The sequence below is a fragment of the Pontibacillus sp. ABV4_188 genome (assembly GCF_056311905.1).
The window spans coordinates 3685573-3703382 of the sequence record NZ_CM149975.1 but is presented as its reverse complement, the minus strand read 5'-3'; the positions used below and the strand labels follow the sequence as shown (position 1 = coordinate 3703382).

17 protein-coding genes are annotated in these 17810 nt (G+C 32.3%); 15 read left to right on the top strand and 2 right to left on the bottom strand.

What is annotated here, in order from left to right:
• Positions 1–264 precede the first annotated feature (264 nt).
• The 14 genes from ACYX4O_RS18665 to ACYX4O_RS18600 all read left to right on the top strand — a co-directional run bounded on the left by ACYX4O_RS18665 (position 265) and on the right by ACYX4O_RS18600 (position 15724).
• Positions 265–498, top strand: a complete 234-nt coding sequence (locus tag ACYX4O_RS18665; RefSeq protein WP_476353062.1) for a hypothetical protein — start codon at positions 265–267, stop codon at positions 496–498.
• Positions 499–1868: 1370 nt separating this feature from the next.
• Positions 1869–1997, top strand: coding sequence for a hypothetical protein (locus ACYX4O_RS18660; RefSeq protein ID WP_476353060.1), 129 nt, complete (start codon positions 1869–1871; stop codon positions 1995–1997).
• Between the two features lie 18 nt (positions 1998–2015).
• Entirely contained in the window at positions 2016–2183 is a 168-nt protein-coding gene (locus ACYX4O_RS18655) for a hypothetical protein (protein WP_476353059.1), read from the top strand.
• A gap of 79 nt (positions 2184–2262) precedes the next feature.
• Positions 2263–3423 carry a M50 family metallopeptidase gene (locus tag ACYX4O_RS18650; protein ID WP_476353057.1) on the top strand — a complete coding sequence of 387 codons (1161 nt, stop codon included), beginning with the start codon at positions 2263–2265 and terminating at the stop codon, positions 3421–3423.
• Between the two features lie 3 nt (positions 3424–3426).
• Entirely contained in the window at positions 3427–4629 is a 1203-nt protein-coding gene (locus tag ACYX4O_RS18645) for a hypothetical protein (protein WP_476353056.1), read from the top strand.
• Positions 4622–5365 carry a class I SAM-dependent methyltransferase gene (locus tag ACYX4O_RS18640; protein ID WP_476353055.1) on the top strand — a complete coding sequence of 248 codons (744 nt, stop codon included), beginning with the start codon at positions 4622–4624 and terminating at the stop codon, positions 5363–5365. Before ACYX4O_RS18645 ends, ACYX4O_RS18640 begins: the two co-directional genes overlap by 8 nt.
• On the top strand, positions 5362–6603 hold the full coding sequence (locus ACYX4O_RS18635; RefSeq protein ID WP_476353053.1) for an aminotransferase class III-fold pyridoxal phosphate-dependent enzyme: 1242 nt from the start codon (positions 5362–5364) through the stop codon (positions 6601–6603). Before ACYX4O_RS18640 ends, ACYX4O_RS18635 begins: the two co-directional genes overlap by 4 nt.
• Positions 6604–6617: 14 nt before the next feature.
• Positions 6618–7322 (top strand): SDR family oxidoreductase, encoded by a 705-nt coding sequence (locus ACYX4O_RS18630; RefSeq protein ID WP_476353052.1) that lies wholly within the window; start codon positions 6618–6620, stop codon positions 7320–7322.
• Between the two features lie 18 nt (positions 7323–7340).
• The gene (locus tag ACYX4O_RS18625; protein WP_476353050.1) at positions 7341–8234 is read left to right on the top strand and encodes an ABC transporter ATP-binding protein; all 894 of its coding nucleotides are present in this window, start codon (positions 7341–7343) and stop codon (positions 8232–8234) included.
• The gene (locus ACYX4O_RS18620; RefSeq protein WP_476353048.1) at positions 8227–9468 is read left to right on the top strand and encodes an ABC transporter permease; all 1242 of its coding nucleotides are present in this window, start codon (positions 8227–8229) and stop codon (positions 9466–9468) included. Before ACYX4O_RS18625 ends, ACYX4O_RS18620 begins: the two co-directional genes overlap by 8 nt.
• Before the next feature lie 1213 nt (positions 9469–10681).
• Complete coding sequence (locus ACYX4O_RS18615) at positions 10682–11515, top strand: PIN domain-containing protein (protein ID WP_476353046.1); 834 nt, start codon at positions 10682–10684, stop codon at positions 11513–11515.
• A 171-nt stretch (positions 11516–11686) separates the two neighbouring features.
• Positions 11687–12217 carry a hypothetical protein gene (locus ACYX4O_RS18610; protein WP_476353045.1) on the top strand — a complete coding sequence of 177 codons (531 nt, stop codon included), beginning with the start codon at positions 11687–11689 and terminating at the stop codon, positions 12215–12217.
• 619 nt (positions 12218–12836) lie between these two features.
• Positions 12837–14906 carry a hypothetical protein gene (locus ACYX4O_RS18605; RefSeq protein ID WP_476353043.1) on the top strand — a complete coding sequence of 690 codons (2070 nt, stop codon included), beginning with the start codon at positions 12837–12839 and terminating at the stop codon, positions 14904–14906.
• Between the two features lie 77 nt (positions 14907–14983).
• A complete protein-coding gene (locus ACYX4O_RS18600; RefSeq protein ID WP_476353041.1) occupies positions 14984–15724 on the top strand; it encodes a hypothetical protein in 741 nt (246 codons plus the stop codon).
• 536 nt (positions 15725–16260) lie between these two features.
• Here ACYX4O_RS18600 and ACYX4O_RS18595 read toward each other — a convergent pair.
• On the bottom strand, positions 16261–16533 hold the full coding sequence (locus ACYX4O_RS18595; protein WP_476357208.1) for an integrase core domain-containing protein: 273 nt from the start codon (positions 16531–16533) through the stop codon (positions 16261–16263).
• A complete protein-coding gene (locus ACYX4O_RS18590) occupies positions 16527–16826 on the bottom strand; it encodes a hypothetical protein (protein WP_476353040.1) in 300 nt (99 codons plus the stop codon). Before ACYX4O_RS18590 ends, ACYX4O_RS18595 begins: the two co-directional genes overlap by 7 nt.
• Positions 16827–16992: 166 nt before the next feature.
• Here ACYX4O_RS18590 and ACYX4O_RS18585 point away from each other — a divergent pair, with 166 nt between their 5' ends.
• A complete protein-coding gene (locus ACYX4O_RS18585; protein WP_476353038.1) occupies positions 16993–17679 on the top strand; it encodes a hypothetical protein in 687 nt (228 codons plus the stop codon).
• The last annotated feature ends 131 nt before the right edge of the window (positions 17680–17810 follow it).

The following is a 17810-nucleotide window of genomic DNA, read 5'->3' as shown; positions in this document are numbered from 1 at the left end:
CACGTCATAACATTCTGATATAAATAAAAGCTTCTCATTAGTTGGATAAACTTTTGAGAAGTTTTTTGTCCTTAAAGGACAGCATGAGTACCTCTGTGTAAAATGTAATAAGCATGTCGCCATTTTTACAGTACATGATGTTGTCTATAAGAAAGTCTTTGAACATCTGTCTAAAAATAATGGTGATTTGAGAAAAGAAGCAGTGGTTACCTTGAAGAGATAACCAGGAAAAAAGCGGCCTATGTAATTGCCTCTACGCTCAAAGTGTTGAAAAGGAAGGTAACTGAACTAGACAGATTAATTGAACATATTGAGCAACTTGTTGATATGAACGAAACTTGTTTTACAATGTTCTACGATCATGAACATAATTTATTAAATAATATTGAAAAACGAAGTCCCTCTTTATTCTTAATTGGGATGATTGAATTGAACCTTACTAATATCAATGCGAACATCGACTATAGAATTACTTCTTTCGTTGACCTTGAAAACTAGATTACTCAGTTTACCGCAGATGGAGAGTTGTGAGTGTTCAGGTTTCTGTTGAATCATTTATGTGAGATTTCTTCATGCAAGTAAAATCTTGAAAAGGTCTTCATATCAAGGCTTATTCAAACAAATGTTTGGGTCACATGGATAGGGCGGTATAAGCTTCTCCGTCTAGTAGAGTTTGTATGGATCAAGGTGATGTATTTTTGATTTAATATTACTTCCATAATTCATAACCTAGCTTTAACTCTAATAGATTCAAACTGCGATTATAAATAATGGCACAAAGGATAAAAGTTTTAGGTTATGCAGACTTATAAGAATTAATAGATGGGCCTCTATAATTAACAATTCTTTAAAGTCCAAATAAGTTTTAATATTCGAACAGTTAACGAATATAATCATATTCTATGCAAAAGAAGGTACCCCCCCCAAGTAACTATGATTACTTGGGGGTAGTAATTATCTTCCGAAGTAGTAGTAACCAGCAGCAGCCCAAACTACAGTCCCAATACCTATTGCAGCAGATGTTGTAAGCATATTACACAACCTCCTTTTTATGTAAATTTAACACGCTTTTTATACTAAACCTAAAGTATGACAAAAGTCAACAAATTTTGTATAACAATAGAATACTATTATCAGTAGGAGGGTGTGTGTTAATTTATATAGAAGTATTAGTATGGATGAAAGACTAGTAAGTTAGCGAGGATTGGCTTTAAATATTTAATAAAAGCTCCTACAAAAAGGTAAACTATGGTAAAATGAAAAAAACTTTCAGAAAGGTGGAATTGGTTATGGTTCAAAATCTTCCCTTAGTTATTTCATTCTTCATTATAGGGCTTTCAGTTTTGCTAATAAGTATAACGACTCCCATGCCTAGTCTAATTAAGTGGTCTATGTCAATCATTGGATTAGTCTTAGCAATAATGGGAATGATTTCTTTAATATTGAATTTGGGAATAAGAAGAGTCAATAAATAATAAAAAAATATTTTAGTAACGAAAGGCTGTGGAGAGTTATCTCCACAGCCTTTTCGTTTTTAACGGCGTATAAACAAAGTATAAAGGGGATCAAGGAGGTAACATTTCAAATTATAGACAGTTTATTACTAAAAAGGGGTATCTCAGTGTTGTCACTAATTAAATTTTTTCTGTAGATAATCAAATTTTTTAAAATAAGCTATTAAGAAAGGGGAGGGGGCAAAGGGGCAAGAAGTAGGTTCTTTTAAAAAATGCATATAATTCTAAATATAAAGAATTTTTTGTATTTTAGTTTGACTCTTTATATTACAAATATACTAGTATATAATTCTCACAGAAATAGTTATTCTATTTTTATCCAAAATATTAGTTATTTGGTGGGAGGTGAAATAAATGGAATTAGTTTTCGAAGAGTTAGAAACGATGGAAGCTCCAGTAGATCCTTATGTTGCTGGGTGGATCGCCGGAGGTTCTTTTGTATCAGGTATAGCGATTGGTGCAGGTATTGCTGTTTTAACTTAATTTTTAGGAGGGTTAATCATGGAAACTACAGCCTTAAAGAAAGATAATTATGAACTAAAGTTTGAACCTATGGAAGAAATTATTGCCCCAGGTGCAGCAGGTGATTTCTTAGCTGGATTCACTGCTGGAGCGGGAGCAGCTGCTGGAGCGGCCGGTGTGTTAGTTGGAATTATGGCTTTAACTTAATTTAAATCTTAATAGTAAAACAGCTTAATGGTGGTACATATTCTATTAAGCTGTTTTGCTAAAGGTAATGGAGGGTAAGATGAATTCACTTCCAGAGTTTATAAGTGTAAAAAGAGATTCTAATAATACAAATATTCTTACTAATAAAATCACTGATAAATACATAAAGGTTGGTAATATCGAGTTGGAATATTTGTATAACATTTATAATAATAGCGATAATACTACCCAGAAGTTATCTGCTAATCAGCAAAAATTTTTATATGATAACTTCAAAAAAATGGGCTTTTTAAGTGAGGAGACGTCTAGGGAACTAGCTAAGAAAAGCAAAAAAAGTGATCTATCTAGAATTTATCTTTATAAAGCAAATCCAAGTAACTTTTTTGAAAAAAATAAATGGTTATACAAAGGAAATCATATAAAAATCTTCCTATTAATATCTATTATTATTTTTGTTGCAGGTGCCTTACTATTATTCTTCAACTTTACTAAGTGGTTTAGAGTTGAAAACTTTACCCTAATTTCTACTTACGAAATAATTATTTTTTACTTATTAGTCTTACTCACCCTATTTATACATGAATTCTCACATGCGAATTCATCCTATTATTACGGTGGCAAAGTAAAAGAAGTAGGAATCATGCTCATGTATTTAGGACCAGCTTTTTATTGTGATGTAACTCCTATATATTTACTTGAAAAAAAGTCAAAAAAGATATTTGTACTTTTATCTGGTATATTAAGTCAATTATTAATGACTTCAATAGCTGTAATTGTTCTTTATTTCTTTGAATTAGCCAACTTTAATATCGAAATAATACTATATTATATAGTTTTCAATATACTAAACATTTTAATTAATTTAAGTCCAATTATAAAGTTAGATGGTTATTGGATTTTAGTGCAACTAACTAATATTACTAATCTAAGGGAGAAAAGTATAAAATTTTTAATGTCCTTCTTTCACAATAATCTTTATTACTATAGAAAGAGATATAACGTACGGCAGAGAATAACACTTAATATATACGGCATAACAGGCTTGGTAGGAACTAGCCTAATATGGATATATTCATTTTATCTTCTTTTTCAAATATTTAATAAATATTTAAGTGGAGTCTGGGTAGTAATTATCCTAACGTTATGGGGGGCGATATTAACAATGCATTTGAGTAAAAAAACTTATAAATATATTAAATCCCTGAAATCGGAAGTTAAATATCATCAATTGGAGGGATAAAAGATGGAAATGGTATCAATAGTTAGAGAAAATTCTCTTGGTTTAATTAACGTGATAAACCCCGATGAGTTTTTAGATAAAACTGATTTAAATTTTGATCAATTTGATATGGATAATAGTACTATAAATGATCTAATAGACTACGTAGAGTTTTCTGATATTGAATATTATTCATTTATATTTTTAGGAGAAATGAAAAGGTTAGATAAACTTGTATCTACGTTAAATAGGTTAACAGAAGTGAAATTTAGTCTGTATAACATATTTATGGATTGTATATCAGGAGAGAAAAATCCACATATTAATAATTATATTGAAATAGATTTTTCGAAATTTGAGAATACTAAAGATATTTCTTCTATTCAATTAGAAAATGGAATTAAAGCTCTTATTACTGGTATTTACCCTTATAACTTGCACTCAAACATTATAAAACATTTGTATATCGAGAAACTTTCTTTATTTAATAGCCTTAGTCCCTCCATAATTAAAAATATGGCAATTAATAGTGGGGTGTTCTGTGAAGACTTTAGTACTACTACAATTTCTACAAGTGATGTTCCTTTTCCTCTTTTTGATACTAAGATAATTGAGGATGAGATAAAACAGGGGAATTTTGTTACGATTTCGCAAGAAGAGTTCTCTGAAAGTATGAATCATTTTGAGTTGGAAGGATTTATAACTAAAGACCGAGACCTTAATGGTTACATAGATTTTGCCAGTCTAGCCAATGTAATAAGTCTAAATCGCTTGTTTTTCTTTGTGGACGGTGTATATCTTGACATCCAAAAAGAACTCAAGGTAGCTAACAGCGTTGAAGTTAACTATCCTGAATTAAGAAATTTTATAAGTGAATTTGATACTACCCTAGAAAAGAAGCCGTTAGTTTACTTATATCCAAATTTGTTAAGTATTATGGATTCCCTAAGTATAAATAACTGTTACTTTATTACTCCTTATACCAATTATAAATTTCCACAGGTAGACAAAGTGGTTAAGTTTAACATGATGGGGATCAGGACTGAAATGGATGACTTTTGCTATAGTCTTCTTACTGGAAAGTTCTTCAGAGTTAATGAGACGTTCCTAATGATATTAGAGGCAGACATAAAGGGACTTATTGAGAGTTCAGTGTTAAGAAATCTATTAAAAGATAACTATGATAAACTCATTAAAGATTACAGGAGAATTACCTCAAATGTTTGACAATGTATTATTTGGTCCTTTCTTATCTAAGTTAAATAAACATAACATTGAATTGGTAGAAGATTTTTATTCTGATAAGGATTTTGTGGATTTTTATAATGGATCCCTTAAAAGCGAGAGTTATGATGATATAAGAATTTATGAAAGATTATTAGCAAAAAATGATAGTATACTTGAAATAGGTTCTGGCTCAGGAAGAATATTTAATAAACTTGCTTTAAGTAATCTAAATATATATGGAATAGAACCTTCAGTAGAGATGAATAAATATATTGCTCCAGGTTATAGTTCAAAAGTTTATAACATACGTGTTCAAGACATTTTGAACTATAAAGAAAAACTAGGACTTTTCACAAAAATAATTATTCCCGCAACAACCGTATCGCTTTTCCCCCATCATGAATTTATTGATATCATTGGAAAATTAAAAAGAATGTTGGTCAAGGGTGGGGCAATAATTTTTGATTTCATTAATCCTATATATTTAAATACTATAAATGGACAAGTTAATATTGGGGATTTAAGAGGAAACAAAGTTTTCTTTGCTAACTATATAGAAGGAGATAAATTTTATTTAAATATTTATCTAAAAGGAATTAACATTGAAAAGCTAAGTTATTCTGTTAAACACTTATATGATTTTGAATTTTTAGAAAGATTAGCGGTCGCCCATAATCTTTCAATAAGACAGATTTTTGAGAACGAACTTTACGTTATGGTGGAGATGAAAAAATGAGTGAAAAATTTCTAAGTTATTGTGTTCCTCTAGGGACTATACAAGATCCCCCTAAACTAGACATTGAGATTAAAGAAGCATCAGGGGAGCATCTAATTGATAGCAATGGGAAGAGATATTTGGATATGCGAAGTGGCTTATGGAACATATCACTTGGATACAATAATCATTTGAATAAAAGATTTTCGGAGGTTTTTGGGGATATTTTGAATAAAAATATACCTTTTATTGACTTACAATCATATAACCATACCTTATATGATGCTTTAGCATCGAGTTTGTTAGAATTTTTAAATGAAGAAGGTAAAATTTTTCATAAAGTTTTTTATACAAATAGTGGGTCTGAAGGAACTGAATTAGCTATTAAACTTTGTAAGCAACTAAATAATGAAAGAGAAACAGTCGTTGCATTTAAAGAAGGTTACCATGGTACATATTTTGGAGGTATGTCTGTGAGTGGCCTTGATGAAGAAATAACCAAAAAGTATGAGCCAAAACTGAAAAATACTAATTTCATTAGCTATCCTAAGTGTGAGGAAGATTTAAATAGAATAATATCTTATCTATCTGAAGATGAGAATATATCAAGTTTCTTTATCGAGCCAGTTATAGGGTCATCAGGCACAATTAAAATAAAAGATTCTTATCTTAATGAAATATTAAAAACTTGTAAGCAAAATAATATTATTGTAATTTTCGATGAAGTTGCTACAGGATTTTTCAGAACTGGGGAAAGATTCAAATATCAAGATTTAGAACATCATCCTGATATGGTTATTCTTAGTAAAGCAATTAATAACGGTGTTTTACCTTTCGGGGCTTTAGCTATAAACCAAGAAGTTTCTGATAGGTTAAGAGGGCAACATATTGAACATTATTCTACTCAAAATGGGAATTTACTAGGAGTAGCTTCTGCTTTAGAAACACTAAAATATTTCATAGAAGTTGAAAGTATAATCAAGAAAAATGTTATAAAGATTGAAAAAATATATACTGATGTTCTCTCATCTGCTGGGATTGGTTATCGAGGGACTGGTGCAATGCTTTCTATTCCACTAAGAAATCAAGAAGAGATGCAGCGAATTTTAGGTAAGTTGAAAAAATTTGGAATACTAACTTACTATTATATTAACTTGGATGGAGAGTGTGGTCTTACACTATTTCCGCCTCTACTAATTGAAGAAAAAACATTTAATAAAGCAATGAAATTGATAGCTAAAACTATCAGCGATTATTGAATTGAGGATATGTTATGAAAAATATGATTATATTAGGTTCAGAAGGTTATCTAGGAAAAGAAGCCCAAGAGTTCTTTAGTGATAAATATAATATCATACGTTTAGATATGGTCTCGTTAAAACCTGAAAATAATAAAAATTACTTTCAGGTAGATTTAACGAACGATCATGAGGTTGATAAAGTTATAAGTTATTTAGAAGATAAAAAGATATATGTGGATGCTATCGTCAACTTAATGGGGTTAAATTTATTAAGTAGCTTCTATACTATTTCAAAAGATAATTGGGAAAAAACCTTCACTACTAATGTTACTTCCTTTCTATTTTTTCTAAAAAGAGTGTATCAATGCCTAAGTAGTAAAGTTTCTATCGTAGTAGTTGCTTCTCAAAATGGTGTTGTTGCTCATGAGTCCAGGATAGATTATGGTCCTTCTAAAGCGGCACTAATACATTTAGTAAAAAACTTAACGATTGATTTTATCGAAGACAACGAGAGGGATATTAAAATAAACAGCATATCTCCTTCATATATTAGTAATAAAAGCAACCACCAATTCTTTAATAGTATAGAAGGGAAAAAGTTAGTTAAAAGAATCCCTTATAAAAAAATTTTAGATGTTGATGATGTAATTTATGCGATTGAATTTTTAACATCTGATAAAAGTAAAGCAATTAGAGGGCAAAATTTAATAATTGATTATGGATATACAATTATTTAAAAGTGAGCGGGGTAAGTTATGGAGCTAATAAATGTAACTAAGCAGTTTAACCAAACTGTTGCTGTAGACCAATTGAGTTTCAAAGTGAGTCCAGGTGAAGTTTTTGGGTTAATTGGGCAAAATGGTGCAGGTAAAACTACAACTTTTAGAATGATTTTAAATTTAATAACTCCTACTACTGGACAAATTCTATGGAACGACAGGGATATTAACAAGGTTGATCTTAATTCTATAGGATATCTTCCAGAAGAGAGGGGGCTTTATCCTAAATTATCTGTGGAAGATCAAATATTATTATTTGGAAAGTTAAGAGGGAAGTCTAAGGTAGACTTAAAGAAAGATATCGAATACTGGTTAGAGAGGTTTAACTTACAAGATAAAAGAAAAGCCCTTACTGATACCCTTTCTAAGGGTAATCAACAAAAAGTTCAATTGATTACAAGTATTATTCATAGACCATCTTTATTAATCCTTGATGAACCGTTCAGTGGTTTTGATCCTGTCAATGCAAAGTTGTTGAAAGAGGCGATATTTTCCTTGAAAGAGTCTGGTACAACAATAATTTTTTCAAGTCATAGGATGGACCATGTAGAAGAATTGTGCGACAATCTTTGTTTGCTTAAGGGTGGGAATTCCCTTTTTTCTGGATCAATTAATAATTTAAAAGAAAGTTATGGGAAAGTTAATCTTACAATTAAAGGTTCTTTTACAATTGAAGAACTAAAAAGCTTATATGGAGTCAAAGATGTAAAGAAAAGCAAAGATACATTCAAGATATTACTATCAGAAGAGAAGTTTGCTGAAGGTATATTTAACTATGTAACAAAAAAAGGGTTTATTGAACAGTTTAGTTTAGATTACCTTTCTCTTGAAGATATTTTTATGAAAAGAGTAGGTGGGATTAATGTCTAGTTTTAATACTTTATTTTTTAATGTATTTATTCAAAAGATAAAAGGTAAAATGTTTATTTTGTCTACCTTTTTCCTATTAATAGGATTAACTTTAGTAGTTTTATGGCCAAATATTTCAGATTTATTTGAAGGAGAAGAGGTAGTGAATGTAGGTATTATTGATAATACCAATGCAAATATTTCTGAATTATTTCAAGATAACGCTGACTATAAATATGTAGAATTAATAGAGCAAGATACTTCAAAAGTAGATAAAAAAATTAAAGATGGTGATTTAAGTACTGTAATAACAATAGAACCAACTTCTAATTTCAACTTGAATGCTGAGGTAAGGGCAAATGGAGTACTCTCAACTCAAGAAAAACTCACTTTAACTCAAAATATAAATAACGTAAATTACTTGTATGCAATTCAGGAATTAGGAATCCCTTCTGAAGAGGCAAGCAAATTATTAAGCGCTGAGCCAAGCATTAAAGAGGTTAACATTACACAAAGTGAAGAGGTTAAAGATGAAAAAGATAGACAAGTTGGTACGTATCTAGCTTATGCAGTAGGTTTCATAGTTTATCTATTTATAGTTTCATACTTATCAATGATAACTACTGACATAGCTAATGAAAAAGGTTCAAAAATTATGGAGGTCCTCGTTTCGACAGTATCCCCTCAGACTCACCTTCTTTCAAAAGTTTTAGGTTTACTGGTAGTAGGTGTGGTGCAATTGTCCATTTTAATTACGTATGTGCTTTCACTAATGTATTTAACAGGAGGAGAGGTTTGGAATAACTTTAAGGATATTGTTGAAGTGGTATCCCTTGAATACTTTATTTTAACGCCAATTTTTATTTTATTATCTTATGTACTGTACTTAATAATTGGTGCTTTTTTGGGTTCATTTGTAACAAAAGTTGAAGAAGCAAGTCAAGCTTTACTGCCCGCGATGGCACTTGTTATGACTGGGTTTGCTGTTATGTTTTACGGATTAATGGATCCTGAGGCTACAATAGTTAAGGTGTTTTCTTATATTCCCTTTACTTCTCCCTTAGTAATGCCATTAAGGATTAGTTCAGCAAATATATCAATTTGGGAAAGCCTTATTTCAATAATAATTATATCACTTACAATCCTAATTTTATTCTTTTTAACTACACGCTTATATAGAGGTGCAGTATTGGTTTATAATTCTAAATCATTTATTAATAGATATAAAAAAGCGTGGGAATTAGGAGATAGGTGAAATGAACCGTATCTTGTAATAAAAATGAGAGTTAAAAACACCTAATAGTTGAAGCTTTTATTTTTTCCTAAAAGATGTTAAAACCCCAACCTAATCGGTCTGGGGTTTTTATTATATAGTATTAACTTTTTTTATAAGAATTCAATAAAAGTGTATTCTAAACTCTAATTGAAATGAATGGTCTATTTCTCCAGAGTCTGATCTGGCCAGTTGTCAAGGTCTTGGTCATATTCGAAATCTGCATTCATGACCAAAAATTAATAAACCAGTGCTAATCTTATCTCTAAATTTTTTATTCACCCCAAATACACCAGTTATAGACGAAAATAAGGCAAGTATAACTAAACTGATGATAGCAAATGTTAGCTAAACACTTGTGGTTAACTCGCTTAAGGAAAAGTAAATTCCAATGGTTCCTTCAAGGTCGTTTGCAGGGGTATAAATATCTTCGTATCTAATATTGTTTAATGTATCAAGGAGTTATGGGATTATTTCAACCAAGAACTTAGCACTTTCTTGAATGACATCGAGAAACGATCCGCCCTGTTTAACGAAAATTATTCCAATAGCGAAAATGAAAAATACAATATTAGCTGCTAAACCTGCTGGGTGGAAAATAACATAATTGGATTACATTTAATTTCTCTTCTGCATTTTCTTCTAAATTTACATGTCCTTCTATAGGCAGTAGATAAAATATTACATTTGTTTCTCTAAAGTGAAAGTTGAAAAGTTTTTCCTCCCATTGATACTAGATTCATCCACCTGCATACGTAATGAATTCGCAGTAATGTAATGACCCAGTTCATGGAGCGTTATTACTAAATAGAAGAGAAGTATTAACTGACCTAATAAGGCGAAATGCCATAATTGTATATCAGGCCTTGTAAGTATATAACCGGTAATAGAAGATACGATTACTAATGATATTCACGAATAGCTGCCTTTTATAATGTATTCTTCTCTTTTGTTTTGGTTTATTACTATCTGAACGAGAATGTAAAAGACGACTGAGCAAATATAAAAACAACGCTGAAAGAACAAACAGGATAGAATAATACACCAGTTCATCTCCTTTGAATAGTTTACTTTTTATATATGTACATGCTTGCAGGTTTATGAAAGCTAGTAATATAGAAGGACTTCTGAGGTTATTGTCGAATAACTTACTTATAGTTAATAAATGGAGGTTATTCATTTGTACCACGTAATATTGGATACCGATATATGGGTTTTTTTAGCCCAAGATGTATTCCCTGATGCTCTGCCACAATTGGAGAATTTAGTTGAATCTAACAAAGCAATAATAATCTTACCAGAACAAGTGAAAGAAGAATGGTTTAACGGAAAATCTGAGCTTGTGCGTACTCATTATAAAAATAATATAAAAGGGGCCCTTTCTAACTCCAAGAAGCTTAAAGACTATCTAAGTGGAGAGGAAAAAGAGGTTCTATCGGGACTTATCGAAAGTGTAAGTGGTAAAAAAGACGAATATGCAGTAGTTAAATCAGAAGAGTATATCTCAAGAGTTGAAAAATTAATTTTGAGCGGTGAAACTATTCCGACTACAGATAATAGTAAAATAAAAGCTACTGAAATGGGATTAGCCAAGAAAGCACCTTTTCATAAGAAAAACAACTCATTTGGCGATGCTTTAATAGCGTTAAGTACTGTAGAGTACCTTCAAAAGAATGAGATAAAGAATGCTTATTTTATTACGGGTAACAAAACTGACTTTAGTAAAGTTGGCAAAGAAAGTGAAATTCACCCAGATTTAAAGGAATTATTTGATTCTGTAGAATTACACTATTCTATAAATGTGAAAGAGGTCTTTAGGACAATTGACGACATGATTGTAACTAAGGAAGAAGTACAAGAAGTAGAACGGATTAATAGAACTATGTATACTCTTGAGCCGCCTGAATGCCCTGAATGCCAAAAAAACATGGGTGGGACATATTTGCGATCGCAATATGGTGGATTAACTTGGCAATGGTTTTGTTCTAGTTGTCATCACCGTATTGACACGGGAGAATTTTGGGATTGATTCAACACTTCAGTATTAATGGGATATGAAGCCAATTAAAGGAGTTATGTTCATTAACACTGGTAAGTGGCATTCAAATATATAATCTTTGGTAGTATTACTGAGGTGACTTTTATTTTTGATATCCTTTCAAATGTATTGGATCACTGCTTAAAAAAAAGAGGGTGAATTATGGTAAAGCGAATAAGAACACCATACAAACTAATTAATATTCTGATTCTCCCCCTGGTGATTGGGATAGGGTTCTATGTATCTCTAGGAGTAGATTTGTATTTATCACGTGAGTTAAAAATATCTATATTAACAATTTTAATGTATGCGGTATGGATAACTTATTTTATAAGTGCATACACACATGAAAAACTTCATGAATGGGCTGGTAGAGTCTTTGGGGTTAATGGTGAAGCTAATACGAAGAGGAGAGCATGTATCTTTGAAACACCCCTTAACTCGCGGAATCTTCATATAATTGCTTTGTTCCCCCTTATGTGCAATAGCATTATTTTAACAGTATCAATGATACTATTGCCTCTTCATGCATGGTTTTTCATTAGTTGTGCTATGTTGGCAATCATATCTTGTGCAAGTGACATTATCTTATCTATTAGAGTTCTTCACTATTGGAACAGAGATGTAGATATATATGTGAGAGATAAAGGTGTGTTTGATATACATCTAAAATCCCATATTCCCTATAGTTAGAGTTCTTTATCCAAAAAAAGTAAGTAGTTTAAAGTAACTTAAAGTTGTAAATAGTTGTACTGATTGCTAGACATTTATGTTAATTATTTCAATTTATAAATTAGTGAATTAGGCATACACTAATTGTGAAGTATACATCAGAATACATACATTAATATTGGAAGTGAATTTTTGTATACTGTTGGTATGCCAAGCGCAGTCGGAGGAGAGCTGCACTTAAATGGATCAACTAACAGAGCCCATAGGGAAAAATTCTTATGGATAAATATCATCAAATTCTATGTGAAGGAGTCGGTATTATCCAGAAGAGAGTTTTTGATGAGTAACATCTAGAGAATTTAGGTGATTTAAATCTGATAAAGTGGTGAAACGGGGGATCAGGAAACTACTGGGCGTAGTAAAAATACAATAGCGCTGGCTGAAGTATACAAGGGCATATCAAGTGCTTTGGAATGAAAAATATCGGGAACTAGATAACTTCATAAAATATCAATAAACCTTACTTTGAAGATAAATTGAAATAGCCCTAAACCCTTGGTATATAAGGATTTAGGGTGTTTTTGTGCCGTGGGTTTAACGAACGGTAAGTGCGATTAACGATACTTCTCTTGAAGTAACAGTGGAAGAAGCGAATACTGAACTGACAACAGAAGATTTTGAAGTAGAAGTGAATGGTGAAGAGGTTACTTTAGAGTCTGCTGAATCTAACGAAGATGGTTCCGTATATACTCTTACTCACCCTAGCCTAGACTATGCTAAGGGTACTGTGACTGTAAATGGTGTAGAACTTGAGTTTGACTATACTATTGGTGTTGAATCCGTAACATCAGTAGACAAAACTGGTGTCACTGTAAACTTTGATTCTTTAGATGATACACGCTTGGATGCAACAGTTATGGTTACAAACCCTAGTGGTGAAACTGTAGAAGTAAAAGCAAAAGATTTAAGCTACGGTGAAACTACTGCAACATTCGAATTTGAAAATGAATTAGATGAAGTAGAACTAGGAACTTGGACAGTTGACGGAGTTGAATTTGACGCTGCTGCTCAAGCGGCCGTTGATAACGTGTTATCTTCTTCAAACCAAGTAGAATTACTTGAAGCTCTACAGTCTGATTACTTCTCAGCTGTTATCGATGATAATATCGACGAGTATTATACAGCACTTCAATCCGCTGATGGAGAAGATAAGGATTCTGTAGAAGATATTCAAGCAATTATTGATGAGTCCAACGATGGCCAAACTGCTGCAGAAGCTGTTGAAGCAGTTAACACATCAACAAACCAAGTTGAACTTCTAACTGCACTTGAAGATGACCACTTCTCAAATGTGAATGCTGACTTTATTTCAGCATACGATACAGTTCTAGATGGTTCAGAAACATCTGTAACAGATATTCAAGCAGATATTGATACTGTAAACTATAACAAAGCTGTACAAGCTGTTACTACAGCTGAAGCTTCTCTAGATCGTGATGACTTAAATGAAGCGAAAGATCTTGTAAATACATGGGTTAAAGAAGATGGCGAAAATGAAACTGCAAAAGCAGACCTATTAGAAAGAATTGCTATTCAAGATGCTGTTATCTCAGTAGATGAAGCGACAACAAAAACTTCTCTTAAGAACGCATTGATGAACTTGAGTGATGTAAGCACTGCATTTAACTATGATGTTGTTAATGAAGTTCTTCTGGGTGAATATCTAACAACAGTGGAGAATGCAAACGATGCAGATAAAGATGAGCCAAGCGAAATCAGCACGCTGATTACTAATACTAATTCTGCACAAGTTTCTCTTGCAGTTACTGCACTAGAAAATGTTGATTCTTCTACTACTGAAGAAGAATTAGTAGAATTGCTTGAGCGTCTAGCTTCAGTATCAGATTCATTCGATATGGATAATGTTATTGACGAACTAACAGACGAGTATCTATCTGCTTTTGATGGTGCTACTATCTCTAACGTAGCTGATGTGAATAGCACTATTACTACAGTTAATGATCCATCTACAAATCTAACAGCGTTGCAGAATGGAAACCTTGCAGACGGTACTCCAATTACTACAACTGAACAAGTATTAACTGCGCTTAATTACGACGTATTTAACTTGGATGGAGTAGTTGAAGATAACTCTCAAGCTTACTTTGATGACTTGAGTTTAGTTACAACTGCAACAAGCGTTGAAGATCTTCAAGACGCTGTTGATGCAATTAATGCACGTGTTGCACTTAACAATGCGACAACTGCTACGGAAGCACGTACTGCACTAGTACAATACTCTCTAGCAACTGATGCATCAGCATATCTTAACCTTTCTTCTGTAGAGAAATTGGAAGTTGCAGAACTTATTGTGGAGGATATTACTGCTAATGGAGAGTACGCTACAGTTGCAGCCATTGAAGATGGTACTAATGCTGGAGAACTTAAAACTGCAATCGATGCACAAGCGTCAGCTGTTTCCGGTGTTAACAATGTAGGTATTAGCGGGTCTATCACGGCTATGGATACTGCACTAGAAGGTATCGGTTATGATGCATATGATAACCTAAGCGCTTCAGAGCAAATCCAAGTTGCAGAAGCATTCTTGAATGCCTTCCCAGTTGATGAAGATGGTAACCAAGTAGATTATACTACTATTACTGCTATCGAAGCTGACATTGATGAAGCTATAAACGTAGCTGGTCAATAAAGATAAATTCTTAAGAAGCCAGCCACTTAGGCTGGCTTCTTTTTATACATAAACTATTAACCTAGGGGTGAGTATGTATGATAACAATGTCAACATCATTAGGAACTATTGCAACTGAGGAGGAAGTGTTTTTGAATCTTCCAGAAGAAGTGAATATTACTACTACTCCATATATAAATACTGATATTTTATTTCACAACCTCTCTAAAGAACTTGATACACTTGAATCAAATTCTACTATTACGCTTCATGATATATTAAAGGTAGAAGAAATGTTGAATGGTTTAGTTCATAATTCTGAGAGATACCTTGAATGCCAATTTAGAATTAGATCGCTTAAGAAATATATTAATAATAGAGCTATTAAAGAAAGTACACATCTAAACAAAACCCACTCTGAATCAATTGAAACATTTCTAATAAATGAAGGAATTCAGTCCTTTCTTAATTTAGGATCTCTAGGAAGAGCATGGGTAGTATCAAACTTAAAATATAAAAATGTAGATGATCTTAAACAAGATAATTATATAGAAGAATTGGAGTCTAAAATATCTCTTCTAGATAATCATATTAGTCGTTTAAAAGTAGCCTCTGATATTCATGATCTGGATAGTATACTACAGGTGTTGAATATTCATTTAACTGAAGATGGAGAAGTGTTGAATTTTACGTTAGATAAGTGGGTTAATCAACCTAAAGATAATATCATTACTCTGGCTCAAGCGAAAAAAACTGTTTATAACCTGAAGGACGAAGTATATAAATATGGTGTCTCAAAGACTACAATTACTGAAGAGATTTATTCTGATTTAAAGTAAAGCCTTTATATTGTCTGAAAATTTTTATGGGGCCTAATGCTTGAGCGCCTCTTTGATAATTAGTGTGTAAAACCCACTATAAATGAGGTGCTGAATAATGCTGAAGGGGGAGAGAGTATATGAAGCTAGATTTTCCTGAGCAACACTAAAATATACATTTGAAGAAATTTCAAAATAAATGTTCTTTAAATCGTCACGTATAAGTAAAAACTTCTAAGGTAGTCTAAATTCAAATCTATCATTCGTACTACTAAAAAAACTACATGTAAAAAAAGCCTTTCTAAGTAACTTTTAAAAAGGCTGATTTATATAAAAAAACTTAAGCGACTGTCGACTTCAGAATTTAAATCCGACGAAAAATGAGGTTCAAATCTATCATTATTGGTCTGAAATTGTAGATTGATAGTACTGTTTGAAAGAAAAGATGTAGATAGCTGATGGGGAGAATGAGTTGGGATTGGAAAGATGGCATGCAAAATAAACCTTTTCAAAGTGATATTTCAAAAAGGCTAAGATCGTTCGGATATTATATGGAACTAGGAGACTCTTTTGTAGGTATGGTATAAGCTACCCAACACAAGAGTCTCTTTTAATTTGCTGTTTTCTACACTAATTGGCAAATAGGTTGGACAGAGATTAGGTGTCTTCCTGTTAATACCTTGATGTGTGCGATCATTGTTGTAGTAATGAATATATTCCGCTAGTTTCTTTGCTAAATGTGTATCATGTAGTGAAATTAGATAATCCAGCACTTCTCTTCTCATCGTACTATTCACTCTATCTACATAAGCATTTTTTAATCCTAAAATGCCAGTCCGTTAAGAATTTTCCAGCGAATGTAAGGGGTTTTTATGATTTTATAATACTTAGACTCAACCTCTTTGTATGCTGATCTCGCGCATGATTTAGCATATATTAAAAAGTCACCTAAATGTGTCTTAGCTCTCTGAAGAGCTAGTTCACCGTTGCCACTGAGATTGTGTGTGTATTCTAACATCATAGAATCAATAGAACGGATTTGTTTCGCTGTAGATCCATTTTCGTGCTGAATACCTTTTACCCGAGAGTTGTCAGGAGAAACATAAGATTTATACCGTATCACGCCCCCTTCTGAAGAAGGATTACAATATATACACTTTTAAAAGTTTTAAACGGGATGAGAATACTAATATTAAATTACTATTTAAGCCCTATTACTAGAAAGTATTACCATGTTATACTAGATTTTAGTGAACAATTATCAATAACTAATGTAGGAGGAGTTCGCATTGTTGAAGAAGTTTGTATCCCCGATGTTATTAACACTCGTGCTTATAGTAGCCGGATGCAGCTCTGATGAAGCTAGTAAGGAAAAAGCTGAGAACGCGCCAGAAGCTGAAACGACGAAAGATGATAAGTCCACAGAGGGTAAAGATGAAGCCGATTCTGGTGAACAAGACAGTGAGTCTTCTGACGAAGAGGAGCAAGGTACAAAAGGTAGTGATGGAGGAGATTCTGAAAACGGTGATTCTGATTCATCTACTCAAGATAACGGAGAGACAGATAGCGAAAATAAAGACAGCTCATCTGATGAAAATAACTCCTCTGATAAAGAAGCAGACGCAAATAGTGAATCCTCAGAAGGTAATGAAAAGAAAGACTCTGAATCTGATAAAAAGGCAAGTAGTGATGGTGAATCAGGAGAATTAGGAGAATCCAATTCATCTGACAAGGAGACATATACCTTCAAAGAGGTAAATGGAAACGCTGTAGAGATCCTTACTGGAGTAAGTGGAGTAGAAATCAAGTTGGATGATCTTAAAGGTGCGACTAAGGATAGCAAAGTTTCTGTTAAGACAAACAATAAAACGATAGCACTTACGTACAATAAAGAACGTAAAGCCTTCCGTAATATTGAAATTACTGAAGTGAAAACAAAAGAACTAGAGAAATCTGAAGTCATTATTCAAGGCTAGCGCGAAAACCTCTCTCTTTAGAGAGGTTTTTTAGTTTGGGGTAGCTTATGTGAGTGCTAAATGGGGATTGTCGAAATTTTGGTAATCCTGCATAATAGTAGTATAGAAGTTCACAGGGAGGAATTTTACAT